Origin of the sequence: Pseudonocardia sp. WMMC193 (assembly GCF_021728735.1) — a bacterium.
In the GTDB taxonomy this organism is placed as follows: Bacteria; Actinomycetota; Actinomycetes; order Mycobacteriales; family Pseudonocardiaceae; genus Pseudonocardia; species Pseudonocardia oroxyli.
Genome location: NZ_JAKKDO010000003.1, coordinates 1,884,989 through 1,900,458, shown reverse-complemented (window position 1 = coordinate 1,900,458; position 15,470 = coordinate 1,884,989). Strand labels below are relative to the sequence as shown.

Genomic DNA, 15,470 nt, shown 5'->3' with positions numbered 1-15,470 from the left:
CCCGTCAGGTCAGGGTCAGGTGCGGGACGGTCGCGGTCTCGGCGGAGGCGAAGCGCTTCCAGGACTGCGGATCGGTCTCGTCCGCGGCCTTGACTACCACGGTGCCGCGGGTGGCGCCCGCCGCGAGCCACTCCTGGACGAGCGGGGTCACGTCCACGCTCGACCAGCCCGCCGCGCACGCGGGCGCGTTGCCCCGGGTGTCGGTGCTGGTGGCCCACATCCGCTGCGGCGCGGGCTGGTTCGCCCAGCGGAGCTTCGGGCCGACCACGCTGCCCGCGGGCAGGGTCCACACCTCCCAGGCGGTGGCCTTGCAGGTCGAGGACCAGGTCTGGAACAGCTCGAGGGAGGCCCGGGAGACCGTGCGGCCCGCGGCCGGGGCGAGGTCGAAGGTGAGGTAGCTGCGCGCGGCCTCGACGCCGTCGTAGCTGCCCACGCGCAGGTCCGGGTCGCCGGAGGCGTCGGTGTTCCGCACGGTGGTCTGCGTGGTCGTGTCGAACGGCACGGGCGCGTCCTCGGTGACCGGCGCGGCGGCGACCACCCGGTCGACCGCGGACGCCGCCTCGGCGCCCGCCCGGCCGGTGAGCCGCAGCGGCGGCGGGGGAGCGGTGGGCGTGCCCGCCTCGCGCAGCGACGCCGCGAACCCGGTGCGGGTGGCCTCGACCTCCAGGTCGTAGCCGGGTGCGGCCTGCGGGTAGGTGGCCGTCGGGCCGTCCAGGACGGGGGCGGGCAGCGGGGTCGGCCACGGCAGGGCCTGCTCGCCGCCCGCGGCGTAGCGGACCGACGGTCCGGCCGGGGTGAGCGTGAGGTCCTGCGGCGAGGCCACGGGCCGGACGACGCCGTCGGGCCCCGCCTGCAGGGTCAGGTCCACGTCCTGCCACTCGGCGCCGCGCTGCACCCGCACGGGGCCCGAGTAGAGGGTGAGCGCGTTCTCCGCGACGGTGGCGGACTCGGTGCGGACGGGCCCGGCGCCCGCGGGCTCGGCGGCGTGGGCGGGGGCGGGCAGGCCGAGCGTGAGGGCGAGGGGCAGGGCGAGGGAGAGCAGGGTGGCGGCGACGGTCACCGCGCGACGTTCCATGATCGCTAGGGGTACCGGTGCCGGGTCGTCCGTGGCGCGCGACGCGCCGCTCGTCGCGGGCGGCCCCACCCGTTCGGGAGGCCGCCGGGCGGGGCTGGTCAGTGGGCGCCGGAGAAGGGCCGTTCGGCGTCGAGCAGGAGCGCCGGTTTGAGTAGTCCGAACATCGCGGTGAGTAACAACTCGGCGGTGCGCTCCGGCGGGTCGTGCGGCCGGTTCACGGCCCGGATGAGGAGCATGTTGGCGATCGTCGCGGCCACGTCGCCCGCCTCGGGATAGGACCGGAACTCCCCGGACCCCTGGCCGTCGGCGACCAGCCCGAGCACCGTCTCGGGGATCGGGGCGAGCACCCGCGGGTCGTCGGGGTCGCCCGGCTCGGCGGGCCCGGCGGGGCGCCCGCCCGCGTAGTCGTTCAGGGCGAACCAGAACGCGGCGGTCAGCCCCTGGTTCCGGGAGGTCATCCGGGTCAAGGCGCTGACCTGGTCCTTCAGCGCGTCCACGAGGTCGCGTCCGCGCTCGCGGTCCTGGTCGGCCTGGTCGACGAGGGCGGTGACGTACGGGGCGTACACGTGGCCGATCAGCGTGTGCTTGCTGGCGAAGTGGTTGTACGCCGAGGCCGGGCTGACCTCCGCCGTGGCGGCGATGTCCTCCATCCGGGTGCGGGCCCAGCCGCGCGTCGCGAACGTCATGTCCGCAGCCTCGAGCAGGGCGCGACGGGTGCGGTCGCGTTTCGTCTGGGCGGCGCGGGCGCGTGCGTCACCCGAACGGCCCCCGGGGTCGGCGGACATTACACAAAGCGTAACCGAAACTCGCCGAGTTGGGCTTGACTCCAAGATGGAGGTCACCTAAGATGGTGACGTACTTGAAAGTCGAACGGTCCGGGTGTGCAGGGCACGGCCACCGGGGCGCGAAGGTTCGACCGGACGGTACGCCGACATCCGTCGGGGGTCGTCGTCAGAACTGGGGACGGCTCGGGTGGCGGCGGTACGGGCCGTCCCGCGAGGGGCGGATCACCGCGGGATCCGAAGGGCACATCGGATCCGGCGGTCACACGGTGACGCACAGGGGGACGTTCCGCGGTCCCGCCTGTCCAGGGGAGGGGTTCCCGATGTACCGCACGTTCCCGATGTACCGCACCAGCGCGAGGTCCGGCCGATGACGGCCGCCGTGGCCGAGCCGCTGGAGCCGCTCGGGCCGCACGCCCTCGGGACCGTCGAGTCCGAGGACGGAGTCGAGGGGCCGGGTCGACCGCAGCTCAACGTCCTGCAGGGCGGCAAGGTCGAGGCCGTCGAGGCCGTCGAGATCATCGCCGAACCGGCCGCCGAGCCGGTCGAGCAGGCCCGCACGGCGAACGGCAGGCCGGTCCCGGCCCCCGCGCCGCTCGAGCAGTACGTCGCGGCCGCGGTGGCGGGCGACGAGGCGGCCCGGGACAAGCTGCTGCAGGAGATCCGCCCGCTCGTGCTGCGCTACTGCCGCGCCCGGCTGGGGCGCCAGGAGAGCGTGATCGGCTCGGCGGAGGACGTCGCGCAGGACGTCTGCGTGGCCGTGCTGGCCGCGCTGCCCGGCTACACCGTCAAGGGGCTGTCGTTCCGCGCCTTCGTCTACGGCATCGCCGCGCACAAGGTCACCGACACGTTCCGGGCCATCGGCCGGAACAAGTCGGAGCCGGTGGCGGACGTGCCGGACACCGGCGTCGTCCTCGACGGACCGGAGCACCAGGCGCTGATGGCCGAGCTGAACACCCGTCTGGGTGGTCTGCTGACGGTCCTGACCGACCGTCAGCGCGAGGTGCTCGTGCTGCGCGTCGTCGTGGGCCTGAGCGCCGAGGAGACCGCGCAGACGGTCGGCTCCACCCCGGGCGCGGTCCGGGTCACCCAGCACCGCGCCCTGGCCCGGCTGCGTTCGCTGGTGACCGGCGGGGCGTCCGACTGACCGTCGCCGAGGAGCCCGCAGGCGGACCGCGGCAGGTCGGGGTTCTGCAGCGGGCTCCTCGTGGTCGGCGGTAGCCTGACCGCCGACCTCCACCCGCCGGTGGGGGCGATCTCGGAAAGTCGCTGGAGGGCCCCGTGTCGGCTGGTCAGATCGCTGCGCTCATCGCGGCGATCGCGTTCGTGGTGCTCGTCGTGCTGCTCGCGATCCCCTTGCTCAAGCTCGGCCGCACCCTGGACGAGGCGACCGTGGCGATCCGCAAGGCCCACGAGGGCTCGACCCCGCTGCTCACGGACGCCCACACCACGCTGACCAGTGTCAACACCCAGCTGGAGCGGGTCGACGGGATCACGTCGAACGCCAAGACGGTCACGAGCAACGTCTCCGTGCTCACCTCGCTGTTCACCGCGACGCTCGGCGGGCCGCTGGTGCGCGCCGCCGCCTTCTCCTACGGCCTGAACAAGGCCCTCAAGGCGCGGCGCGGGGCGAAGGACGCGGGGCAGCACAGCAAGCGGCGGGGGCGTCGCAAGTGAAGCGCCTGTTCTGGGTCGGCGTCGGGGCGGCCGCGGGCGCCTACGTCATGCGCCGCATCACCGAGACCAAGCAGCAGCTGACCCCGCAGGGCATCGGCGCGAACCTGGCGGACGGCCTGCGCGAGCTGGGGGCGGGCCTGGGCGCGTTCGGGGCCGAGGTCCGCGCCGGCATGCAGGACCGCGAGCAGGAGCTGACCGCGCTCGTCGAGAAGCGGACGGGTGGGCACGTCCCGACGTACGGTGAAGCCCTGAGCGAGGACCCGCCTGCGAACGACGCCACGCAGCCGATCCGTCGTCGCTAGAACCCCTTTCGAGAGAGACATCGTGCAGACCCACGAGATCGTCCGTCGTTTCACCGATCACTTCGTCAAGGCCGGGCACACGCCCGTGCCCAGCGCGTCGCTGATCCTCGACGACCCCAACCTGCTGTTCGTCAACGCGGGCATGGTGCAGTTCAAGCCCTACTTCCTGGGTCAGGCCCCGGCGCCGTACCCGCGGGCGACGTCCATCCAGAAGTGCGTGCGCACCGGGGACATCGACGAGGTCGGCAAGACCACCCGGCACAACACGTTCTTCCAGATGGCCGGGAACTTCAGCTTCGGCGACTACTTCAAGGCCGGGGCGATCGAGCACGCCTGGAACCTCGTGACGGGGGACCTGGCGTCGGGCGGGTTCGGGTTCGACCCGGACCGCATCTGGGTCACCGTCTACGAGACGGACGACGAGGCCATCGCGCTCTGGAAGCGGATCGCCGGGCTGCCCGAGGAGCGCATCCAGCGCCGGGACGGCAAGGACAACTACTGGGACATGGGCGTGCCCGGTCCCGGCGGGCCCTGCTCGGAGATCTACTACGACCGCGGCCCGGAGTTCGGCAAGGACGGGGGCCCGGTCGTCGACGAGGACCGGTACCTGGAGATCTGGAACCTCGTCTTCATGCAGGACGAGCGGGGCGAGCTCTCGCCGAAGCTCGGGCACCCGCCGATCGGGACCCTGCCGTCGAAGAACATCGACACCGGCATGGGCGTCGAGCGGGTCGCCTACCTGCTCCAGGGTGTCGCGAACGTCTACGAGACGGACCTGGTCCGGCCGGTGATCGCGCGGGCGGAGGACTTCTCCGGCCGCCGCTACGGCGCGTCGCCCGAGGACGACACCCGCTTCCGGGTCATCGCCGACCACGCGCGCTCCGGCGTGATGATCATCGGTGACGGGGTCACCCCGTCGAACGAGGGCCGCGGCTACGTGCTGCGCCGGCTGCTGCGGCGGATCGTGCGCTCGGCGCGGCTGCTCGGCATCACCGAACCGGTGCTGAAGGCGTTCGCGGAGGTCGTGCGGGACGAGATGTCCCCGACCTACCCCGAGCTGACCACCGACTTCGAGCGCATCTCCGCGGTCGTCGAGGCGGAGGAGGAGGCGTTCCGCGCCACCCTGTCGTCGGGCACCCGGATCTTCGACACCGCGGTGGCCGACACCCGGTCCTCCGGTGCGCTCGTGCTGCCGGGGGACAAGGCCTTCCAGCTGCACGACACCTACGGCTTCCCGATCGACCTGACCCTGGAGATGGCCGCCGAGCAGGGGCTGTCGGTGGACCAGGACCGGTTCACGGCGCTCATGCAGGAGCAGCGCTCGCGCGCCAAGGCGGACGCCGCCAAGCACAAGGTCGGGCACGGGGACGGCACGATCTACCGCGCCGTGCTCGACACCCACGGCACCACGGACTTCCTCGGCTACACCGAGCTGGTCGCCGAGGGCACCGTCGTCGGACTGGTGGTGGACGGGCAGTCCGTGCCCGCCGCCCCCGAGGGCTCGTCGGTCGAGGTCGTGCTGGACCGCACGCCCTTCTACGCGGAGTCCGGCGGTCAGCAGGCGGACCGCGGCGTGCTCAGGTCCGGGTCCTTCGAGGTCCGGGTGGACGACGTCCAGTCCCCGGTCGCGGGCCTGCGGGTGCACCGCGGCGTGGTGACCGCCGGGACCGCGACCCTGGACTCGTCGGTCATCGCCGAGGTCGACGTGGCCCGCCGGGCCGCGATCTCGCGCGCCCACACCGGCACGCACCTCGTGCACGCCGGCGTCCGCGGGGCCCTGGGCACCTCGGCGGCGCAGGCCGGTTCGCTGAACGCCCCGGGCAGGCTGCGGTTCGACTTCACCTCGCCGTCGGGCGCGGTGTCGCCGACGCAGCTCGCGGAGGTGGAGGGCGAGATCAACGCGGTGCTGCAGGAGAACCGCGAGATCGCGACCTACGAGACGTCGATGGACGAGGCCAAGCGGCTCGGCGCCATGATGCTGTTCGGCGAGAAGTACGGCGACCGCGTCCGGGTCGTCGACATGGGCGACTACTCGCGCGAGCTGTGCGGTGGCACCCACGTGGGCCGCACCGGCGAGATCGGCCTGATCAAGGTGCTCTCCGAGGGCTCGATCGGCTCCGGGGTGCGGCGCGTGGAGGCCCTCGTCGGGCTGGACGCGTTCGACTACATGTCCAAGGAGCACCTGCTCGTCGCGTCGCTGGCCGAGCAGCTCAAGGCCAAGCCCGAGGACCTGCCGGAGCGGATCAACGGGCTCGTCGAGCGGCTGCGAGACGCCGAGCGCGACCTCGAGAAGCACCGCGCCGAGGCCGTCCTGGCCTCCGCCGGGTCGCTCGCGGCGCAGGCCGAGGACCTGGGCGGGGTGTCGCTGGTCGCCGTCGAGGCCCCGGCCGGGCTGGGCGGCAACGACCTGCGCAACCTCGCCTCGGACGTCCGCGGTCGGCTGGGCTCGGCGCCCGGGGTGGTCGCGCTGTTCTCCTCGGACGGGGACAAGGTCGCGTTCGTGGTCGCGACCACGGCCGCGGCCCGGGACCGCGGTCTGGCGGCCGGGAAGCTCATTCCCACGTTCGCCCCGGCCGTGGGCGGGCGCGGTGGAGGCAAGCCCGACCTGGCCCAGGGCGGCGGCACGGACCCGGCGGGGGTGGGAGCGGCGATCCAGCAGCTCCGCGAGGCCGTGCGTGGGTGACGCTGGTGCTGCTCGTGCCGCGTGCGCTGCTCGGGCCGCTCGGGTGCCGGCTGACGCTCGGGTGCCCGCTGACGCTTGGGACGCCCAAGCGTCGCTGAGCGGTGCTTGGGCGTCCCAAGCGTCACCGGCCCCGTCGGCCCCACCGGCGCGCGCATGATCACCCCGCGCGGGCGCAGGCTGGGGGTCGACGTCGGCTCGGTGCGGGTGGGGACGGCGCTCTGCGATCCCGACGGGCTCGTGGCGACCCCGCTCGAGACCGTGCCCCGCGCGGACGCGGCCCGGCGGATCGCGGAGCTGGTCGAGGAGCATCTCGTGGTCGAGGTCGTCCTCGGGCTGCCGCGGACCCTCGCGGGGCGCGAGGGCCCGGCGGCGGAGGCGGCCCTCGCCTTCCGGGACGAGCTGACCCTGGTCGTCCCCGCCGTGCCCGTCGTGCTGCAGGACGAGCGGCTCACCACGGTCGTGGCGACGCAGCAGCTGCGCGGCCGGGTGAAGGGCCGTCGGCAACGCGCCGTGATCGACCAGGCGGCAGCGGTGGCCATCCTGCAGGGGTATCTGGACTCCCAGGGCTGACCGGCCGTTACAGTCCGGGGCGTGAACCGGACGTCTCGCCCCCACGTCCCCGTCCTCGGCGCGACCGCACACGGCCGGCTCCGCACGGTCCACCCCCGGGTCCGGCGCGCGTGAGCCACCCGCCGCCCGGACCGTTCCTGACCCGCCGCGAGGAGCTCGCCGCCCGGCGGGCCGAGCTGCGGGAGAACGCCCGGCGCAGGCGCAGGCGGGGGGTGCTCGTCCTGCTGGCCGCGTTGCTGCTGCTGGGCGTGGTCTTCGGGGGCGGTGCCTACCTGGTGGGGTCGCGGTTCTTCACGGACGACTTCGACGGGCCCGGCGAGGGGGACGCCGTCGTCCGGGTCATCGACGGGGACACCACCGGCCAGATCGCGACGATGCTGGCCAACCGCGGCGTCGTCGCGAGCCGGGAGGCGTTCACCGAGGCCGCGGCCGAGGACAGCCGGATCCTCGCCATCCAGCCCGGGTACTACCAGGTCAAGCTCAAGATGTCCGGCGCGGCCGCGGTCGCCGCGCTGGTCGACCCCGGCTCCCGGGTCGGGCGCCTCGAGGTCCGCGGCGGGACCCAGCTCGACGACACCCGCTCACCCGACGGCACGGTCGCCCCGGGCGTTCTGAGCCTGATCGCGGCGGCGAGCTGCGCCGAGCTCGACGGCACCCGCACCTGCCTCACCGCGGACGATCTCCGCCAGACCATGGCGACCGCCGACCCGGCCTCACTGGGCGTGCCGGAGTGGGCGGTCGAGGACGTCGCGCGGGCCGAGCCCGGCCGCCGCTTCGAGGGCCTGATCACCCCCGGTCTGTACGACGTCGCGCCCGGCACCTCCGCCGCGGACGTCTGGAAGTCCCTGCTCGCCGTGTCGGTGGCCAAGCTGGAGTCCGACGGGCTGACCGGCGACGCCACCCACGACGGCCTGACCGCCTACCAGCTGCTCGTGCTGTCCTCGATCGTGGAGAAGGAGGGGATCACCCCGGACATGCCCAAGGTGGCGCGGGTGATCACCAACCGGCTGGACGTCAACCAGCGCCTCGAGATGGACTCCACGGTCAACTACCCGCTCGACCTGCAGGCTCTGCGGACCACGGCCGAGGCGCGCGCGACGGCCGGGCCGTACAACACCTACCAGAACACCGGCCTGCCACCCACGCCCATCGCCGCGGCGGGCAAGAACGCCATCGCCGCGGGTCTGGCCCCCGAACCCGGCCCGTGGACCTTCTTCGTCCGCTGTCAGACCGACGGCACCAGCTGCTTCGCCACCAGCCTCGCCGAGCACCAGGCGAACGTCGGACGAGCCATCGCCAACGGCGCCTTCTAGAACGGGCCCCGTAGGACCCGCGAGTCCCCCGCCTCGGACACGCGGGTCGGACGTCTCGGGGCCGGCGCCGCCGCGGCCTACTGGCCGAAGAAGCCCGCGGGCGGAACCGGCGAGGGGGTGGTGGCGCGGTCCCGCCGGACCCGCGCGCCCCGGATCCGCTGCCGCAGCTCCGCACCCGACAGGACGCGGGCGCGGAAGGGGTCCGCGGCCGTCCGGCGGACGAGCTCGTCGAGGGGCAGTTCCCGGGCCGACGCGACCACCACGACGTTCCCGAACCGCCTGCCCGAGAGGAGGTCCGGGGCGGCGATCGCGGCGAGCCGCGGGAAGGACTCGGCCACCGTCGCGAGCTGGTCGCGGGCGAACGCGAGGTCCCCGCCGTCGGCGACGTTGGCGAGGTAGACCCCGTCCGCGGCGAGGACCCGCCGGACGTCCGCCACGAACTCCGCGGAGGTCAGGTGCGCCGGGGTGCGGGCCCCGGCGAACACGTCCAGCACGACGAGGTCGGCGGACCCCGCGGGGTGGGTCGCCAGGATGGCCCGGGCGTCTCCGCTGGTCAGGCGGAGCCCGGGATCGTCGACGGGCAGCCGCGCGGCGACCAGGTCGATCAACGCGGCGTCCAGCTCGACGACGACCTGCGCCGACCCGGGGCGCGTCGCCGCCAGGTAGCGGGGCAACGTCCAGGCCCCGCCGCCGAGGTGCAGGGCGCGCAGGGGCGTCCAGGGCGGGGCGGCGAGGTCGATCACGTGTCCCATCCGCCGCACGTACTCGAACTCCAGGTGCTCGGGATCGGCGAGGTCGACGTGCGACTGGGCGGTCCCGTCGACCAGCAGCGTCCACGCCTGCGGGCGGTCCGGGTCGCCGATCAGCTCCGCGCGTCCGTGGTCCACCTCCGCGCGCACGACGGCGCGGGCGGTCCCGGGGTCACGAGGGGGCACCCCTCGATCCTGCCGCAGCCGCGGCGGGCGCCGGCGGTGACGCGCACTACCACGCCGAGCGGACGGTTCCCGGCGGGCGGGCGGCACCGAGCCCCGGTCATCCACGGGAAACGGCACCTGTGGACCGAATCCGTCGACGTCGGTCGGGGCCTCGCCGGACGGGGCAGGCTCGCGGCGGCGGTGGAGGACGACCGGTGCGGACCGGTATCGAGCCGGAAGGGGTGGGGCGGACGTGGACGGAAGCGGCGCAGTGGCTGCAGCGGGGGAGTGGCTCTCGGGGCGGGAGGCCTGGCTCGCCTGGGCCCTGCTGGGCGCGGGAGCCGGGATGCTCGCCGGCGCGGTGGGACGCGGGCTTCTCGGGCGGCTCAGGCGCGGCACGGCGATCCCGCCGCCCTGGTGCGAGGTCGCCGTCGGTGGGCTCTGGACGGGCATCGCGGCGGGCGCGGCGACGGCGCACGTCCCGCTCGCCTGGGTGCCCTTGCTGGCGGGCGCGGCGTGGTTGGCGGTGGTCGCGGGCGTGGTCGACGTGCGCCACCACCGCCTGCCGGACGCGCTGACCCTCCCGGCCCTGCCTGCGGCCCTGGCGCTGGTCGTGCCGCTGGGTGGGTCCGCGGTCGGCAGGGCGGCGGCCGGGGCGGGGCTCCTGGCGATGGTCCACCTGCTGGTGCACACGGTCTCGCCCACCGCGCTCGGCCTCGGTGACGTGAAGCTCGCCGCCCCGGTGGGTGCGGTGCTGGCCGCGGGATCCTGGTCGGCGCTGGTCCTCGGCTGTGCCCTGGCCGCGCTGTTCAGCGGGCTCCTGGGGGCGGCCGTCGGGGTCCGGCGGCTGCTCCGCGGGCGCCGTCGTGACTCGGCGCCCGCCCCGGGCGGGGATGCGGGGGCCGAGGGGGGTCCTGTCGCGTCGGCGCGGGTCGCGGGGGCCTGGCGCGCGCGTCCCGCCTCCAGGGCCCCGCGGGCGCCGTCGCGGCTCGGGCCTGCCGCCGCGGGCGCCGAGGAGGAGGGGGTGGGACCGGCGGAGCTGCCGCACGGGCCGTCGATGCTCGCCGCGGCCTGGCTGACCGCGGCGGCGACGGCGGTGGGTGCCGGGCTGACCGGGCCCGTCGGGGCGGTGGTGGTCGGGTGAGAGAATCGCGGGGTGTTGCGTTGGATCACCGCAGGCGAGTCGCACGGCCCGGCCCTGGTCGCCGTCCTGGAGGGCATGGTGGCCGGCGTCGAGGTCACCACGAAGGAGCTGCAGGCCGAGCTGGCCCGCCGCAAGCTCGGTCACGGCCGCAGCCCCCGGATGGCCTTCGAGGCGGACGAGCTGGAGGTGATCGGCGGTCTGCGACACGGGGTGACCCAGGGCGGCCCGGTCGCCGTGCGGATCGGCAACACGGAGTGGCCCAAGTGGGAGACCGTGATGGCGGCCGACCCGGTGGACCCGGAGCTGATCGCGAACCGGGCGCGCAACGCGCCGCTCACCCGTCCGCGGCCCGGCCACGCCGATCTCGCGGGCATGACGAAGTTCGGCTTCGACGAGGCCCGTCCGGTGCTGGAGCGGGCGAGCGCGCGGGAGACCGCGGCGAAGGTCGTGATGGGGACGGTCGCGAAGGCCTTCCTCAAGCAGGCGTTCGACGTCGACGTCGTCTCGCACGTGGTGGCGATCGGCGCGGTGGACGCCCCGGAGGGCGACCCGGTGCCGGGCCCGGCGGACCTGGACCGGGTCGACGCCAGCCCCGTGCGTGCGCTGGGCGAGGACACCGCCGCCCGGATGATCGCCGAGATCGACGCGGCGCACGAGGCGGGGGACACCCTGGGCGGCGTGATCGAGGTGCTGGCCTACGGCATGCCGGTGGGCGTGGGTTCCTACGTCCAGTCCGACCGCAGGCTCGACGCCAAACTCGCCGGCGCGCTGATGGGCATCCAGGCCATGAAGGGCGTCGAGATCGGAGACGGGTTCCGGACCGCGCACCGCCGCGGCAGCGAGGCGCACGACGAGATGGTCCCGGGCGACCCGGTGAAGCGGCTCTCCAACCGCGCCGGGGGCATCGAGGGCGGCATGACCAACGGCGAGCCGGTGCGGGTGCGGGTCGCGATGAAGCCGATCTCCACGGTCCCGCGCGCGCTGCGCACCATCGACACGGCGACGGGGGAGGAGGCCACCGCGATCCACCAGCGGTCGGACGCCTGCGCCGTCCCCCGGGCCGGCGTGGTCGCCGAGTCCATGGTGGCGCTCGTGCTGGCGGAGGCGGCGCTCGAGAAGTTCGGCGGCGACTCGCTGGCCGAGACCCGGCGGAACGTCGCCGCGTACCGCGAGGACGTCGCACGCCGGTTCCACCACGGGCCGCAGGACCCCCGGTGAGCCGCCCGCTGCTGGTGCTGGTCGGTCCGCCCGGCTCGGGCAAGAGCACGGTCGGCAAGGTGCTGGCCCGGCGGCTCGCGGTGACCTTCACCGACGTCGACACGGTCGTCGAGGAGCGGGTCGGCACCACGATCGCGGACATGTTCACCACGCAGGGGGAGCCCGCGTTCCGGGCCGTCGAGCGGGAGGTGGTGGCGGAGCTGCTCGATACGGAGTGCGGTGTCCTCGCGCTCGGCGGCGGTTCCGTGCTGGCCGCGGAGACCCGCGCGCTCCTCGCGGCGCACCGGGTGGTGTCCCTGCAGGTCAGTCTGGCGGACGGGATCCGTCGCACGGGCATGTCCACCGCGCGGCCGCTGCTCGCCGGGGTCAACCCCCGCGCCACCTTCCGGACGCTGCTCGAGGCCCGTGCGCCGCTGTACGCGCAGGTCGCGACGATCCAGGTCGACACGGCCAGGCGCAGCGCCAACCAGGTCGCGGCGGCGGTCCTGGCCGGGCTGGGCCTGGAGACGGTGGAACAGCAGGCGGGCGGGTCCGCGGACGCGGACCCGAACGACCAGATCACCCCGAGCGAGGCGGCCCCGCTGCCGGACCCCGTCCTCGGCCGACCCACGGACTGACCCCGGACCGCGAGCCCGGACCGCGAGCCCGGACCGCGAGCCCCGCGCCGCGAGCGAGCGCAACGGCGTGCCCGGCGGCCGGTCGGACCGGGACCGGTCGGGACCGGTCGGGACCGGGCGGGCCGGGGCTCGGCGGGGCCGCCGGTTAGGGTCGTCGCATGTCGGCTCCTCCCGCCCCCACCAGCATCCGTGTCGCGGCCGAGAACCCGTACGAGGTCGTCGTCGGGCGGGGGGTGCGCGCCGGGCTGGCGGGCACCGTCGAGGGGCTCGGGGCCGCGAAGGCGCTGCTCGTGCACCAGCCCGCCCTGGCCGAGGCGGCCGAGGCGGTCCGCCAGGAGCTGGAGTCCGCGGGGCTGGACGCCCACCGCGTCGAGATCCCGGACGCCGAGGAGGGCAAGTCGCTCGCCGTCGCGGGGTTCTGCTGGGAGGTCTGCGGGCAGATCGGGCTGACCCGGCAGGACGTCGTCGTCGGGTTCGGCGGGGGCGCGGCGACCGACCTGGCCGGGTTCGTCGCGGCGACCTGGATGCGCGGGGTCAAGGTCGTGCACGTCCCGACCACCCTGCTCGCGATGGTCGACGCGGCCGTCGGCGGCAAGACCGGCATCAACACCGCGGCCGGCAAGAACCTGGTCGGCTCGTTCTACGAGCCCGGCGCGGTGCTCGTCGACCTGGCGACCCTGGACACGCTGCCCGCGGACGAGCTGGCGGCCGGGATGGCCGAGGTCGTGAAGGCCGGGTTCATCGCGGACCCGGTGATCCTCGACCTCGTGGAGCAGGACCCGCAGCGGGCGCTCGACCCCACGGGGGACGTCCTGCCGGAGCTGGTCACGCGGGCGATCCAGGTGAAGGCGGACGTCGTCGGGGCGGACCTGCGCGAGTCCCACCTGCGGGAGATCCTCAACTACGGCCACACGCTGGGCCACGCGATCGAGCGCCGCGAGGAGTACCGGTGGCGGCACGGGGCGGCGGTGAGCGTCGGGCTGGTGTTCGCCGCCGAGCTGTCGCGCGCGGCGGGGCGCCTGGACGACGCCACCACCGACCGGCACCGCGCCATCCTCACCTCGATCGGCCTGCCCACGACGTACGAGGCGGGTGTGCTGCCCGAGCTCGTCGAGACGATGCGGGGCGACAAGAAGTCCCGCGCGGGCACCCTGCGGTTCGTGGTGCTCGACGGGCTCGCGAAGCCCGGACGCCTGGAGGGCCCGGCCCCGGAGCTGCTCGAGCAGGCCTATGCGACGGTGTCCGCATGACGCGCGTGCTCGTCCTCAACGGCCCCAACCTGAACCGGCTCGGCCTGCGCGAGCCCGGCATCTACGGGCACACCACGTACGCGGACCTGGAGAAGCTCTGCGTCCAGACGGGCACCGAGCTCGGCCTCGAGGTGGAGGTCCGGCAGACCAACACCGAGGGCGAGCTGCTCGGCTGGCTCCACGAGGCCGCGGACGCGGGCACCCCGGTCGTGCTCAACCCGGCGGCGTGGACCCACACCAGCGTCGCGGTGCGGGACGCCTGCGCCATGCTCACCGGCGGGCTCGTCGAGGTGCACATCAGCAACGTGCACCAGCGCGAGGAGTTCCGGCACCACAGCTACGTCAGTGCGGTCGCCACCGGGACGATCGTCGGGCTGGGTGTGCAGGGCTACGTCCTCGCGCTGCGCTACCTCGCCCAGCGGTAGCCCCGGCGGGTGGGTTCAGGTCGTCGCGACCGCCACGGGTGACGGCGGGCGCAGGCCGTGGCGTTCGGCGTCACGGTCCGGGCGGACCACCAGCATGGTGACCAGCCCGCCCACCACCATCAGCAGGCTCGCGATGTCTGGTCGACGCGGCCGCCACGCCGCTGGAGGGGTTCGGCCGCGCCGTCGAGGTGCCGCGACACCCCGCGGCGCAGCAGCCGCTGGGAGAGCCCGCCGCCGAACCCGACCGCCGCCAGGTAGAGCTGCAGGAACGCGATCGCGAGCGCCAGCCCCCAGTAGACGGTGAACCCGGAGAGCACGGTGCCGAGCCAGGTCCCGGACGTCAGAAGGCGTCGGTACGGGACCCGGGGTTGCGTGACCGGGGCGGCGGGGGAGGTCACCGCGTGCGGTCCGTCGCCGCCGATCGCCGGCCAGGCGACGCACCACAGCAACCCGATCCCGCCGAGGATCCCGAAGGCGGCGCGCCGGCCCCAGGCGTTCATCGCCGCGTTCAGCAGCGGCGCGCCGAGGATCACGCCGAGCCCGGACCCGACGGTCAGCAGCGCGGCGGTGACGCCCCGCTTGCGCTCGTCGACCCAGGTGAACGCGACGTGCATGCCGAGCGGGACACCCGGCCCCTCACCCGCACCGAGCAGGATCCGGGTGACCAGCAGGACGGCGAACCCGGCCGCGGGCACGAGGATCGGCAGCTGCGCGGCCGACCAGATCAGCGCCAACGCGACCAGCATCCACCGGGCGGAGAACCGGTTGCCGAGGAAGCGACATCAGTTCCCGAACGCGAGGACGAACTCCTCGGCCGACCGGGGCCGGAAGACGACGTTGGTGCGGCGCACGTCGAGCAGCGGGGCGGACGGGTCCTCGGAGTACAGGTGCCCGGGGTAGACGATGGGGTTGCCCGCGAGCGCCCCGAGCCGCTGCAGGCTGCGGTACATCGCCTCGACGTCCCCGCCCGGGAAGTCCGTGCGCCCGCAGCCCTGCAGGAACAGCGTGTCGCCCGCGACGAGCTTCCCGTCGACCAGGAAGCACTGGCTGCCGGGCGTGTGGCCGGGGGTGTGCAGCAGCCGGATGGGGATGTCGCCGACCGTCACCACCTCGTCGTTGCCGTGGGGAACCAGGTCGGTGACGCCGGTGACCTTGGTGACCCAGTCCGCCTCGGCGGCCTGCACGTGGACCGGCACCTGCGTGCGCTCGAGCAGCCCGGTGAGCCCGTCGAGGTCGAAGCCCATCATCGACCCGCCGACATGGTCGGGGTGGTGGTGCGTGGCGAGGACGCCGGTGAGGCGCATCCCGTCCGCCTCGAGGACGTCCAGCAGCTCGCCGGGCGCGTACGCGGGGTCGACGACGACCGCCTCGCGGGTCTCGCTGTCCCCGATCAGATACGCGAAGTTGACCATCTGTGTGGCGACCCGGTCGCCCACGGCGAAGTCCCTGCCGGACAACAGCTGCTTGAAGTACAGCGCACCCATGGGCCTACCTTAGGCG

15 protein-coding genes and 1 pseudogene are annotated in these 15,470 nt (G+C 74.6%); 11 read left to right on the top strand and 5 right to left on the bottom strand.

Features of this window, described 5'->3' with window-relative positions; all coding sequences use genetic code 11:
• Positions 1 to 4: 4 nt before the first annotated feature.
• Both L3X23_RS10515 and L3X23_RS10510 read right to left on the bottom strand, forming a co-directional pair.
• Positions 5 to 1,075, bottom strand: coding sequence for a DNRLRE domain-containing protein (locus tag L3X23_RS10515; RefSeq protein WP_237192035.1), 1,071 nt, complete (start codon positions 1,073 to 1,075; stop codon positions 5 to 7).
• A 98-nt stretch (positions 1,076 to 1,173) separates the two neighbouring features.
• Positions 1,174 to 1,860 (bottom strand): TetR/AcrR family transcriptional regulator, encoded by a 687-nt coding sequence (locus tag L3X23_RS10510; protein ID WP_237192034.1) that lies wholly within the window; start codon positions 1,858 to 1,860, stop codon positions 1,174 to 1,176.
• 514 nt (positions 1,861 to 2,374) lie between these two features.
• On the opposite strand from L3X23_RS10510, the gene shbA reads away from it, so the two are divergent.
• From shbA to mltG, 6 genes are all read left to right on the top strand, one after another.
• Positions 2,375 to 3,004, top strand: a complete 630-nt coding sequence (shbA, locus tag L3X23_RS10505) for an RNA polymerase sigma factor ShbA (RefSeq protein WP_308116983.1) — start codon at positions 2,375 to 2,377, stop codon at positions 3,002 to 3,004.
• Positions 3,005 to 3,138: 134 nt separating this feature from the next.
• The gene (locus tag L3X23_RS10500; RefSeq protein ID WP_237192033.1) at positions 3,139 to 3,534 is read left to right on the top strand and encodes a DUF948 domain-containing protein; all 396 of its coding nucleotides are present in this window, start codon (positions 3,139 to 3,141) and stop codon (positions 3,532 to 3,534) included.
• Entirely contained in the window at positions 3,531 to 3,836 is a 306-nt protein-coding gene (locus L3X23_RS10495; RefSeq protein ID WP_093078159.1) for a hypothetical protein, read from the top strand. The genes L3X23_RS10500 and L3X23_RS10495 overlap by 4 nt, the downstream gene beginning before the upstream one ends.
• 22 nt (positions 3,837 to 3,858) lie before the next feature.
• On the top strand, positions 3,859 to 6,519 hold the full coding sequence (gene alaS, locus L3X23_RS10490; protein WP_237192032.1) for an alanine--tRNA ligase: 2,661 nt from the start codon (positions 3,859 to 3,861) through the stop codon (positions 6,517 to 6,519).
• A 153-nt stretch (positions 6,520 to 6,672) separates the two neighbouring features.
• Positions 6,673 to 7,089, top strand: coding sequence for a Holliday junction resolvase RuvX (gene ruvX, locus L3X23_RS10485; protein ID WP_237197990.1), 417 nt, complete (start codon positions 6,673 to 6,675; stop codon positions 7,087 to 7,089).
• Positions 7,090 to 7,199: 110 nt separating this feature from the next.
• The gene (mltG, locus tag L3X23_RS10480; RefSeq protein WP_237192031.1) at positions 7,200 to 8,402 is read left to right on the top strand and encodes an endolytic transglycosylase MltG; all 1,203 of its coding nucleotides are present in this window, start codon (positions 7,200 to 7,202) and stop codon (positions 8,400 to 8,402) included.
• A 77-nt stretch (positions 8,403 to 8,479) separates the two neighbouring features.
• Here the strand turns inward: mltG and L3X23_RS10475 are convergent, their stop codons facing one another.
• Positions 8,480 to 9,337 carry a spermidine synthase gene (locus tag L3X23_RS10475; protein WP_237192030.1) on the bottom strand — a complete coding sequence of 286 codons (858 nt, stop codon included), beginning with the start codon at positions 9,335 to 9,337 and terminating at the stop codon, positions 8,480 to 8,482.
• Positions 9,338 to 9,587: 250 nt separating this feature from the next.
• Here L3X23_RS10475 and L3X23_RS10470 point away from each other — a divergent pair, with 250 nt between their 5' ends.
• From L3X23_RS10470 to aroQ, 5 genes are all read left to right on the top strand, one after another.
• Positions 9,588 to 10,460: a prepilin peptidase gene (locus L3X23_RS10470; protein ID WP_237192029.1), complete on the top strand. Its 873-nt coding sequence runs from the start codon at positions 9,588 to 9,590 to the stop codon at positions 10,458 to 10,460.
• Positions 10,461 to 10,472: 12 nt separating this feature from the next.
• Positions 10,473 to 11,678: a chorismate synthase gene (gene aroC, locus L3X23_RS10465; RefSeq protein ID WP_237192028.1), complete on the top strand. Its 1,206-nt coding sequence runs from the start codon at positions 10,473 to 10,475 to the stop codon at positions 11,676 to 11,678.
• Positions 11,675 to 12,295 (top strand): shikimate kinase, encoded by a 621-nt coding sequence (locus L3X23_RS10460; RefSeq protein ID WP_237192027.1) that lies wholly within the window; start codon positions 11,675 to 11,677, stop codon positions 12,293 to 12,295. The genes aroC and L3X23_RS10460 overlap by 4 nt, the downstream gene beginning before the upstream one ends.
• A 158-nt stretch (positions 12,296 to 12,453) precedes the next feature.
• Positions 12,454 to 13,545: a 3-dehydroquinate synthase gene (gene aroB / locus L3X23_RS10455; protein ID WP_237192026.1), complete on the top strand. Its 1,092-nt coding sequence runs from the start codon at positions 12,454 to 12,456 to the stop codon at positions 13,543 to 13,545.
• Positions 13,542 to 13,970 (top strand): type II 3-dehydroquinate dehydratase, encoded by a 429-nt coding sequence (gene aroQ, locus L3X23_RS10450; protein WP_237192025.1) that lies wholly within the window; start codon positions 13,542 to 13,544, stop codon positions 13,968 to 13,970. The genes aroB and aroQ overlap by 4 nt, the downstream gene beginning before the upstream one ends.
• A 119-nt stretch (positions 13,971 to 14,089) precedes the next feature.
• Here the strand turns inward: aroQ and L3X23_RS10445 are convergent.
• Together L3X23_RS10445 and L3X23_RS10440 are read right to left on the bottom strand one after the other, a co-directional pair.
• Positions 14,090 to 14,731 (bottom strand): annotated as a pseudogene (locus tag L3X23_RS10445) (MFS transporter); the annotation flags it as partial.
• Between the two features lie 21 nt (positions 14,732 to 14,752).
• A complete protein-coding gene (locus L3X23_RS10440; protein ID WP_093078136.1) occupies positions 14,753 to 15,454 on the bottom strand; it encodes an MBL fold metallo-hydrolase in 702 nt (233 codons plus the stop codon).
• Between the last annotated feature and the right edge of the window lie 16 nt (positions 15,455 to 15,470).